The following is a 10,662-nucleotide window of genomic DNA, read 5'->3' on the forward strand; positions in this document are numbered from 1 at the left end:
CCAGAACAATCACGTCACGGACGCCCATCAGGTCGGTTCAATTGACAGCGAATGGATGATTAGCTGACGGGTCGGCAACTGGATTTCCCGCATGGGCGAAAAGAAAGAGCCCCACGGGGGGCGGCGATCCTCCACAGCCTCGACGCTATCCCATGAAAGGGGCCGGCCCGGGTTGAGCGGATGAGACGGCGATGATCGCGCTTCTCCATGCGCGCCAGCCCCTGCACCAGCTGCGATGCGCGGACCTTCGCTTCGCGATGGACCTGACCAAGGCCGGACGGACGCGTGGGACGGTCGAGTTCCTCCGACATTCGGCGTGGCCGAAGGTTGAGCGGACGGTCATCAGGCCTGCAAGCAAAGGATTAAATGACCAAGCCGCCTGTGCAGGCTCGATCAAGTCAAGCCGATCGAGATTCGGCATTAGCAGATTGTTAACCTTATCCTTAGGGAGATGGACCCAGCGAAATCGAGCACTCTGATGCGGCCGCAGCGTCGGTTCCGATCAGAATGCTCAGGCGCACGATGAAGCACATCTCACTGTGCAGCGTGCTGACCTGAGGGTTGGGCATGGGTCAGAGCCGGCAAACCTCCGAGTTGAGCGCCGCGCTTCGTCGCAGCGCGGCTGCCTTTGCCGGGGTCGCGGGCATCAGCGGGCTCGTGAATCTGCTGACCCTGACTGGCTCGTTCTTCATGCTGGAGGTCTACGACCGGGCGATTCCGAGCCGCTCGATCCCGACGCTCGTCGGCCTGTGCATCCTGGCGCTGGTCCTGTTCGTGGCTCAGGGCGCCCTGGAGGCTCTGCGAGCGCGCATCCTCGCCCGGATCGGCACGGCTCTCGACGCGGATATCGGCGCGCGGGTGTTCTACCTGAGCGTGCGGGCCCCCCTGTACGGGGTCCAGTCCGAGGAGGCCGGTCAGCCTCTGCGCGACCTCAACCAGATACGAACCTTCCTGAGCGGAACCGGACCCACCGCCCTGTTCGATCTCCCCTGGCTGCCCGCCTACGTAGCGCTCTGCTTCCTGTTTCACCCACTCATCGGCGCGGTTGCGATCGGGGGCGCGTTGCTCCTCGGTGCTCTGACCCTGCTGACCGACTGGACCACGCTGAGGCCGAGCCGCGCGGCGTCCGAGCACGCGGCGCAGCGCCACGCGCTCTTCGAAGCTGCGCGGCGTAACGCCGAGGTCGTCGCCGCCATGGGGTTGCACGGCGCCCTGTGTCGCCGCTGGGAGGCGGCGCATCACGACGAAATCGACGCCCAGCAGCGGACCGCCGATATCGCTGGCGGCTTCGGCGCGATGTCGAAGGCCTGCCGGATGGCGCTGCAATCCGGCGTCCTGGCCCTGGGGGCGTGGCTCGTGATCAACGGCCAAGCCAGCGGCGGCAGCATCATCGCGGCGTCGATCCTTGTGGCGCGCGCCCTGGCGCCGGTGGAACTGGCCATCGCCAACTGGAAGGGATTCGTGGCCGCCCGCCAGAGCTGGCGACGGCTGTCCCTCGCCCTGCACCATCTGCCGGCGGCCACCCAGCCCATGGCCTTGCCGGCACCCCGGGCGACGCTGTCGGTCGAAGCGGTCAGCATGATGCCGCCGGGCACGCACCTCGTCGCGGTGTACGATGCGAGCTTCCGGCTCACGGCGGGCCAGGCCCTCGGCATCATCGGGCCCTCGGCCTCGGGCAAGTCGAGCCTAGTGCGGGCGCTGGTGCGCGTCTGGACGCCCCTGCGCGGCCGCGTCCGCCTCGATGGCGCGGCGCTCGAGCAATGGTCGGCCGAGGACCTCGGACCGCATATCGGCTACCTGCCGCAGGAGACGGAACTGTTCGCCGGGACCGTGGCCGAGAACATTGCCCGCTTTCAGACCGATCCCAAGGCCCTGGCGATCGTGGCGGCGGCCAAGGCGGCCGGGGTTCACGAGATGATCCTGCGCCTGCCGGAGGGCTACCAGACACGGCTCGGCGACAGGGGCGCCGGCCTCTCGGCCGGCCAGCGCCAGCGCGTCGGGCTGGCCCGGGCGCTCTACGGCGATCCGTTCTTGGTGGTGCTCGACGAGCCCAACGCCAATCTCGACTCCGAAGGCGAGGTCGCGCTGACGCAGGCCATCCGCGGGATCCGGGCGCGGGGCGGGATTTGCGTGGTGGTGGCCCATCGCCCGAGTGCGCTGGCCGCGGTCGACCTCGTGCTCCTGCTGGCCGATGGGCGCATGCAGGCCTTCGGGACGAAGGAAGAGGTGCTCAGGCGCATCTCGCGTCCAGTCGACGTGGCGCGCGCGGAACAACCTCGGAAGAGCGCCTGACATGTCGGCCACCGCCTTCGCCCCGGGGCCCTTCGGGTCCGACCGTTCTGCATCGGCGCGACCGCGGTCGCATCCGCGTGCGTCCATCCGTCGTCAGATGATCCTCGCGGGTGCGATCTCCTGTGCTCTGGTGCCGGGCCTCGGCGGCTGGGCGGCGTTGACGTCGTTCGCCAGCGCCGTGATCGCCCCGGGCCGCCTCACGGTCGAGTCCGAGGTCAAGAAGGTGCAGCACCCCAACGGTGGCGTTGTCGGCGAGCTGCTGGTCAAGGACGGCGACCGGGTTCGAGCCGGAGACGTGCTGGTCCGCCTCGATGAGACGCAGATCCGGGCCGGCCTCGACATCACCCGTAAGGCGCTCGACGAACTCGCCGCGCGCCGGGCGCGGTGCGAGGCGGAGCGGGACGCCGCCGCCGGCGTGGTGTTTCCGAGCGACCTGCTGGCACGCCGCCGCACCAGTCCGGAGATCGAGGCGCTTATCGACGGCGAGACCCGGTTGTTCTCCGCACGACTGGCCAGCCGGGAGGGGCAACGTGCGCAGCTCTCGGAACGCGCGGCGCAGCTCAAGGAGGAGATCGCCGGGCTGAGCCAGCAGGTAGCGTCGAAGGTCCGGGAGATCCGGCTGATCCAGGACGAGCTGAACGGCCTGCGGGATCTCTACGCCAAGAAACTCGTGCCGCTGTCCCGGGTGACCGTCCTCGAGCGGGACGCGGCACGGCTAGAGGGCGAGCGCGGGCAGCTGACGGCCTCGATCGCGTCGGCGCGGGGCAAGGTCGCGGAGACCAATCTGCAGAGTCTGCAGATCGATGCCGACATGCGAACCGAGGTAGGTAAGGACCTCGCTGACATCCGCAGCAAGTGGTCGGAACTGATCGAGAAGCGGGCGGCGGCGGAGGATCAGGTCAGGCGGGTCGATCTGAGGGCGCCACAGGACGGGATCGTGCATCAGATGAGCGTGCACACGGTGGGCGGCTTGGTGACGCCGTCCGAGCCGGTCATGCTGGTCGTGCCAGACGCGGATCGACTCACGGTCGAGGTCCACATCCAGCCCCAGGACATCGATAGCGTGCGGCAGGGACAGAACGCAATCCTGCGTTTCCCCGCCTTCAACGTGCGCACGACACCGGAGATCGACGGCACCGTGACGCGGGTATCCGCCGATGTGAGCAGCGATCCAAAGTCCGGTCAGAATTACTATACGGCGCGGATCGGATTCTCGGGCGCGGAGCAGGCGCGGCTAGGTACGGTCCGTCTGGTGCCAGGCATGCCAGTGGAGGCGCATCTCCAGATCGGTGAGCGCACGGTCCTGAGCTATCTCATCAAGCCGCTGACCGATCAGATCGCCAAGGCGTGGCGCGAGCGCTGAACCGGGGCGGCGGACCGGGCCGGTGGCATCCGGCTCCCCGATCCGGGGGCCCGCGTCCCGGCCTAAGCTGCGCCCCCCTCATCGCGCGCGCTCGGAGCCGGGCGCCTTCCGCGCTCATACCAGGCGATGTATAGCGGGCCGCGTCACCCGAGCATGCGGATGAGGATGGTGGCGGCCGACAGCCAGGACGTGTCTCGACGATGATCCCCGTGCTCATTCCAAGCCTGCCGGAGACGGATGCCATCGTCCCGTATCTTCGCCGGATCGATGAAACCCGCATCTACAGCAACTACGGCCCGCTCTCCCGCGAGTTCACGACCAGGCTCTGCGGCTTCGTCTCGGAGCGCGCTCAGGGTGCACCGGTCGCCGCGACGATCACCGGCAACGGCACCAGCGCCATCGAACTCGCCCTACGCTACCGCATCGCCGGCCGGCGCGGCGGGCTCTGCCTGATGCCCGGCTACACCTTCATCGCCACCGCACATGCGGCCGTGAATGTCGGCCTGGAGCCGTTCTTCGCCGATGTCGACCCCGAGACCCTGTCGCTGACGCCCGCCATCGCCGAGCGGGCGCTGTCGCTGGCCGAAGGCGAGGTCGCCGCCGTGGTGGTGGTCAGCCCCTACGGGGCGCCGATCGACATTCCCGCCTGGGAGGCGTTCGAGGCGGCGCACGGGATCCCGGTCGTATTCGATGCCGCCGCCGCCGCGCTGAACCTGACCCGGGTCGGCGCGCAGCCGGTCTGCGTGAGCCTGCACGCCACCAAGGCACTCGGGATCGGGGAGGGGGGTGCCATCCTAACGACCGACGTCGATCTGGTGGCGCAGACCACCGCCATGACGGGTTTCGGCTTCTCGGCGAGCAGTCGGGTCTCGGAGGTGCGGGGCGGCAATTACCGGATCTCGGAATACGCCGCGGCGGTCGGCCTGGCCGCCTTCGACAGCCTCGAGGCACGCATCCGGCAGTTGCGGGAAGCTTCGGGGGCCTATCACGAAAACTTCGAGCGCATCGGCGTGCGCATGCAGCCGGGTTTCGCGGCGGAGTGGCTGACCATGACGGTCAACGCGCTGTTCGAGCCTGCCGCCGCCGAGGCGGTGACGGCGGCGTTCGACGCGGCCGGCATTCAATGGCGGCGCTGGTACGGGACAGGCTGCCAAGCGCATCCCGCCTTTTCGACCTGCCGGCATGACGGCCTCGCGCGGACAGCCTCCGTGGCCGCCGGCGCCATCGGGGTGCCGTTCTTTCCGGCGATCAGCCGGGAGCAGATTAACGAAGTCTGTGTCTGCGTGGAGCGAGCCCTGGCGGCGCGCTAAGGCGCGCGATCCAACAAAGACTTGGAGGGCGGCGCTGCCACGTGACACGACAGCGCCCGATTGAGAGGTGATCGGGTATATCCAACCCAATCTCCTCATCCTGAGGTGACCGCGTCAGCGGGCCTCGAAAGAGAGTTCCAGGGATCGCGGTGGCCTCTGGAAAGCTCCTTCGAGACCTGCGCTGCGCTCCGGTACCTCAGGACGAGGGGGGTTAGATGGGATGGCCGATCGAAGACGTCCCGGTCTTGTGTCGTATATCGTGCGGCGCTGCGGATCACGTGAGAGGAACGGTCGGTATCGATGCGCGACGACTTTCGGCGAATCCTGACGCAGGCCAACCGGACGAACGGCGCCGCCACGCTCGATACGATCGAAGGCGCCCTCGCGGCCCTGACAGAGGAGCGCGCCGAGACAGCGGCGCAGCACCTCGCGACCCTCGCGTTCCGGTACCAGGGCGAGGACAGCTTCGATCTGGCCGCCCGCGCCTACGGGCTGGCGGCCCAGGCCTCGCGTGCGCGGGCCGCGCTCTACCACCTCGCCGCCATCCGGACGGGCATCGTCGACCGCTGCCAGCGTCAGGCCTTCGACGGCGTCGAGGACCTGCTAGAGGCGCTTTGCGAGGCCAAGGCAGCCGCCGGAGACCGCGGGCAGGACGACCCGTCGCTAGTCCAGATCGCCTGGGACTACGAGCTTGCCGGCGAAGCCGAGAGCGCAGTGCGCTGCTACCTGCTGGCGCAGATCGCGCGGGACAGCCTGGGCGGGCAGGTGCTCACGGTCGACGGCGACACGCTGGAACGCAAGATCCGGAACCTGCGCAGCCTGCAGATGACCGCGCTCGCCGAGGCGGGCCATCATGAGGAGGCGCAGGCTCTGCACGAGCGGACGCGCGCGACCCTCGGGCTCGGACAGGTGCGGATCTACGACATCATGTCCGCCCGCCAGGCCACCGCGCAAGGGGAGGGCGATTATCGCGAGCTGGTGCCCGGCCGCCGGATCGCCGAGCCGGAGATCCACTTCCTCGAAGGCCCGGTGGCGCTGACCTCCGTCTGCGGCACCCTGGACGCCCCGCCGCAATACGTCGCCCGGTTCAAGGATTGCCTGACCTTCCCGCGCAGCAACATCGTGCTCCAGGGCAGCCGCCTGATCTACGACCTCGCGGCGCACCCCGACAGCGGCATCGCCGACATCAAGGACGGCAAGAACACCGACCAGATCATGACGGCCGTCTACGGGGCCGGGCGCGCCCTGGTGGAGGAGCCAGCCGAGATACGGACCCTGGAATTCGGCCTGATGATGTTCGGGCTCCAGAGCAAGAATTACGGCCACTGGCTGCTGGAGTTCGTGCCGCGGATGCTGTGGTTCAACGACCCCGCCTGCCCCGCCGGCTTCCCGATCTGCATCGACGATCACATGCCGGCGACCCACCGGCAGATCGTGGAACTGCTCGACACGCGCGGGCGGCCGATCCTCCCGCTTCCGGCGCAGGCGGTCCGATTCCGCGAACTCGGGGTCGCCCCGGTCCCGACCTTCTTCCCGTTCGACGCCCGGCCGGACGTGCCGGTCTACGACTCGGTCTGGCCGAAGGACGTCCTCGGCGCCATGCGGCGCGCCGTGCTCGACAGACTCGCCGCGCGCGGTGTGGATCTGCGGCCCACGGGACGGCGGATCGTCCTGTCGCGGAAGGGTTTCACGCAGCGTCAGCTCGTCAACGAGGCCGAGATCATCAACGCCCTGGCGCGCTACGGCTTCGAAGTCGTGTACCCGGAGAAGCTCTCCTTCATCGAGCAGATCGCCCTCTACCATTCGGCCGACGTGATCGTGGGCTCCGCGAGTTCGGCCATGACCAACACCATCTTCTGCAACGACAGGGCACGCGTCGTCGCGCTGATCCACGAGAACCGATCGTTCAATTTCCGCGGCTACACCAGCATGATCGGGTCGAGCGGAGCAGAGGTCCTCTACATCCGGGGCACGACGGTGCCGGGCGAGAAGACCCATCCGTTCCATGCCAATTACACGGTCCCGCCCCAGCAGGTGTTGCGCGGCCTCGAGCGCGTCGGCGTCGGTCCCTAGCGGTCGGAGACAGGGCGACATGCGGCCGACGGCGACCTTCCTCGACCTCGTCCGGTCGATCGACAGCGGCAACGCTGCGCGTCAGCTGGAGAGGTTGGCCGCTCTGCTCACCGCGGAGCCTCCGTCGGGATCGCGCGTGGCCACGACCCTGCGGCACCTCGAAGCCCTCGGCTTCCGGCTCGAAGGCGGCGGCCAGTTCGAAGATGCGGCGCGTGCCTACGAACTCGCCGCCGCGATCGACCCGCACGATCCTCTGCGCTGGCGCCGGATCGCCACCCTGGCGCGTCTGCGCGACTTCATCGGCCATGAAAGCTGGGACGACGCGACGGCGTTTGTCGCGGAACTCCGGGGGCGGGACGAAGCGGCGGCCGCCCTGCAGGAGGTGGCCCGAACGCTGCTGCGGCGCGGCTGGGAGCACGAGTGTCGCGGCCGGGCAGAACCCGCCGTCCAATGCTACCGCCTCGCCCACGAACTCAACGGCGGCGATACCGACCTCGCGACCGTGGACGGGGACAATCTCAGCCAAAAGATCCGGAACCTGCGCATCCTGCAGATGAACGCCCTGGCGGGGGCGGGCCGGCACGAAGAGGCCGTGGCGCTGCACGAGAGCACACGGTCGATCGTCGGCCTCGGCCCCGTCGGCATCTACCGCATCGTCTCGGCCCGGCAGGAAGCCGCGGAGGGGCGCGGGCGCTATCACGAGATGCAACCAGGCCGCAGGATCGTCGACCCCGCCGTGACGTTCCTCGACGGCCCGATTCCCCTAACATCGCAGGCCGGGACCCTCGACGCGCCGCCGCAATATCTGGCGTTCTTCCAGGACTGCCTGACCTTCCCCCGGAGCAACGTCGTGCTCCGCGGGGAGCGCCTGATCTACGACCTCGCGGCCCATCCGCTCAGCGGGGTCGCCGACATCAAGGACGGGGTCAATCCGGGTCAGATCATGACGGCCGTCTGGGGCACCGAACGCGTCCTGGTCGAGGCACCCTCCGAGATTCGCGAGATCGAGGCCGGGCTGATGCTGTTCGGATTCCAGAGCCGGCAATACGGCCACTGGCTGCTCGAATTCGTTCCGCGGATGCTGTGCTTCAACGATCCGGCCTGCCCCGCGGGATTACCGATCTGCGTCGATGACGGCATGCCGGAGACGCACCGCCAGATCATCGCGCTGATGGACACACGCGACCGACCGATCGTGACGCTGCAGCCGGTCGCGACGCGGTTCCGAGAACTCGGTCTCGCACCCGTGCCGGCCTTCTTCCCGTTCGATACCCGGCCGGGGCTTCCGATCTACGACGCGATCTGGCCGCAGGACATTCTCGCCGCCGTGCGAGACAAGATCCTCGAACGGCTCGCCGCGGAGGGGGGCGATCTCCGGCGGACCGGGCGGCGCATCATCCTGTCCCGGCGGGGGTTCACGCAGCGCCAGCTCGTCAACGAGGCGGAGATCGTCGAGACGTTGCAGCCCCACGGGTTCGAGGTCGTCCAGCCCGAATTGCTCACCTTCGTCGAGCAGGTGCAGATGTATTACGGCGCCGACATCATCGTCGGTTCGGCCAGCTCCGCCCTGATCAACTGCATCTTCTGCCGGCCGGGCGCCTGGGTCGTGGCCCTCGCCCACGAGAGCCCGGAATTCTACTTCCGCGGCTTCACCAGCTTCGTCGAGTCCAGCGGGGCGCGTCTTCTGTTCGTGCGCGGGACCACGCTGCAGATAGAGGGCGTCCACCCAATGCACGCGAACTTTAGGGTGCTGCCGGCGACGATGCGGCGGGCTTTGGAGGCGGTCACGGCCGCACCTTGATCCGTGGCTGCTGACGGCGCCTCAGACGGAAGCCGGATTTCCCGCAGGTGCGTCCACCCTGTGGCGGCACTGGTCGACTTGTCGAGAATTACGAGGTCAAGGACCCGCGCGCTGCCCCCTCCTTGACCAAGGACTGGGAGGCGCTGGTGACGATCTACGACTTACCGGGAGGTCACTGGGACCATCTTCACGGCTGGAACCTGATCGCGAGCGTATTCGCCACGGTCCGCGACCGCATGGTCCGGACCAAAGGCGCACTCTCGTCCACGACCGCCAAGCGGATCGTGTTCAAGCTCGTAATGACGGAGTCGAAAACCTGGCGACGGTTGAAGGGCGAAGGCCAGTTGCTGAGGGTCGTGGCTGGCGTCATCTTCCGCGACGGGACCGAAGTCACCGCGCGCCCAGCTGACCGCGCCGCCTGACTACCTCTAACTAGTTATTAACCTCTTGATGCTTACAGTTAGAAAGTGTAAATTAAGATTGAGGCTACATTCGTCATGACACAGCCAACGGCTGTCCGCAGCGACGATCTGATAAATTCGTTTGGCGTTGCGACGCACATCAATTACACCGATGGGCAATACCTCAACGTCACAAAAGATATAAGTGCGCTGCAATATCTCGGCCTCGATCATGTCCGGGATGCTGCGCCGAACCCGAACTACGATTATACCGGCCAGGTACACCTCGGCGCGGCCGCTGATGCAGGAATCAAATTTACCTTCGTCGCGAACGACCCCAATCCGGCTCTGGTCGTGCAGCGGATTCACGACTTCGTCGTCGCGCACCCGGGTTCCGTGGTCGGCATCGAAGGGCCGAATGAGGTCAACAACTGGCCCGTCACTTATAACGGCCAATCCGGGACGGCCGGTGCGCAGGCCTATCAGCAGGCCCTGTTCAATGCGGTCAACAACGATCCCTTGCTGAAAAATATTCCCGTCCTGGGCTTTACAGATTACCCAGTGCACGCGTCGGCGTCTGACTGGAACAACATACACCCCTATCCCAAGAATGGCGATCAACCGTACAACGACATAGCAGGCGGCGCTTCGGCGCAAGCGGCCGTCGATCCCGGCAAGCCGTTTGCCATCACGGAACTAGGCTATCACACGTCGCTCACCGCCGACACGGCCGGGGGCTGGGAAGGCGTCAACGAAGCCACCCAGGCCAAGCTGCTCTTGAACGCGATGATGGATGCGGCCTTGCTCGGTTCGCGATCCACCTCGATCTACCAGCTCCTCGACGCGTACGCCGACCCGCAGGGATCGGACCAGGAAAAGCATTTCGGCCTGTTCCGACTGGACGGAACGTCCAAGCCGGCCGCGGATGCGATTCACAATCTGACGTCGATCATGGCTGATGCAGGTGGCAACGCCTCGAGCTTCAGCGCAAGCACATTGAACTATTCCATCAGCGGACTGCCCAGCACGGGCCATAGCTACTTGACCCAGAAATCGGACGGTTCCTTTCAGATCATCGCGTGGGGCGAACCAGATATCTGGAACGAGGTCACCGACACGCCGATTTCCGCGGCGAGCACGCCGGTCAACGTCAACCTTGGTCAGACCTTCAGCACGGTGCAGGTCTTTGATCCCCTACAAGGCACCAATGCCACCCAAACGCTGCACAATGTTTCGTCTGTCAGCATAGGCCTCACGGATCACCCCCTTATTATTCAAACCAGCACTGATAAGTCGACAAGCATCGGCACTGGGTCGGACCAGTTGGTTCTGCGCATCAGCCAGGACGCCTACCAGGGCGATGCGCAGTACACCGTCTCTGTGGACGGCAAGCAGATCGGCGGCGTCCTGACGGCCCACGCG

6 protein-coding genes and 1 pseudogene are annotated in these 10,662 nt (G+C 66.9%); all 7 read left to right on the top strand.

The features are described from left to right. Positions 1-567: 567 nt before the first annotated feature. The gene (locus BM228_RS07690; RefSeq protein ID WP_092038684.1) at positions 568-2,292 is read left to right on the top strand and encodes a type I secretion system permease/ATPase; all 1,725 of its coding nucleotides are present in this window, start codon (positions 568-570) and stop codon (positions 2,290-2,292) included. Positions 2,293-2,389: 97 nt separating this feature from the next. Continuing rightward, complete coding sequence (locus tag BM228_RS07695; RefSeq protein ID WP_244537056.1) at positions 2,390-3,655, top strand: HlyD family type I secretion periplasmic adaptor subunit; 1,266 nt, start codon at positions 2,390-2,392, stop codon at positions 3,653-3,655. 200 nt (positions 3,656-3,855) lie between these two features. Then, positions 3,856-4,965, top strand: coding sequence for a DegT/DnrJ/EryC1/StrS family aminotransferase (locus tag BM228_RS07700; protein WP_092038688.1), 1,110 nt, complete (start codon positions 3,856-3,858; stop codon positions 4,963-4,965). Positions 4,966-5,265: 300 nt separating this feature from the next. Further along, on the top strand, positions 5,266-7,038 hold the full coding sequence (locus tag BM228_RS07705; protein WP_092038690.1) for a glycosyltransferase family 61 protein: 1,773 nt from the start codon (positions 5,266-5,268) through the stop codon (positions 7,036-7,038). Positions 7,039-7,057: 19 nt separating this feature from the next. Next, positions 7,058-8,839 (top strand): glycosyltransferase family 61 protein, encoded by a 1,782-nt coding sequence (locus tag BM228_RS07710; RefSeq protein ID WP_092038692.1) that lies wholly within the window; start codon positions 7,058-7,060, stop codon positions 8,837-8,839. An 80-nt stretch (positions 8,840-8,919) separates the two neighbouring features. Then, positions 8,920-9,261: pseudogene (locus BM228_RS07715) on the top strand (IS256 family transposase); the annotation flags it as partial. A gap of 75 nt (positions 9,262-9,336) precedes the next feature. Further along, positions 9,337-10,662, top strand: a 1,326-nt coding sequence (locus BM228_RS35295) for a calcium-binding protein (protein ID WP_092038694.1), incomplete at its 3' end; no start/stop codon positions are given.

The organism is Methylobacterium pseudosasicola (assembly GCF_900114535.1).
Lineage (GTDB): Bacteria > Pseudomonadota > Alphaproteobacteria > Rhizobiales > Beijerinckiaceae > Methylobacterium > Methylobacterium pseudosasicola.

Excerpts from the sequence above, each read along its gene's own strand:
- BM228_RS07695 (WP_244537056.1), top strand. The coding sequence starts at position 2,390 with ATGATCCTCGCGGGTGCGATCTCCTGTGCTCTGGTGCCGGGCCTCGGC.
- BM228_RS07700 (WP_092038688.1), top strand. The coding sequence starts at position 3,856 with ATGATCCCCGTGCTCATTCCAAGCCTGCCGGAGACGGATGCCATCGTC.
- BM228_RS07705 (WP_092038690.1), top strand. The coding sequence starts at position 5,266 with ATGCGCGACGACTTTCGGCGAATCCTGACGCAGGCCAACCGGACGAAC.
- BM228_RS07690 (WP_092038684.1), top strand. The coding sequence starts at position 568 with ATGGGTCAGAGCCGGCAAACCTCCGAGTTGAGCGCCGCGCTTCGTCGC.
- BM228_RS07710 (WP_092038692.1), top strand. The coding sequence starts at position 7,058 with ATGCGGCCGACGGCGACCTTCCTCGACCTCGTCCGGTCGATCGACAGC.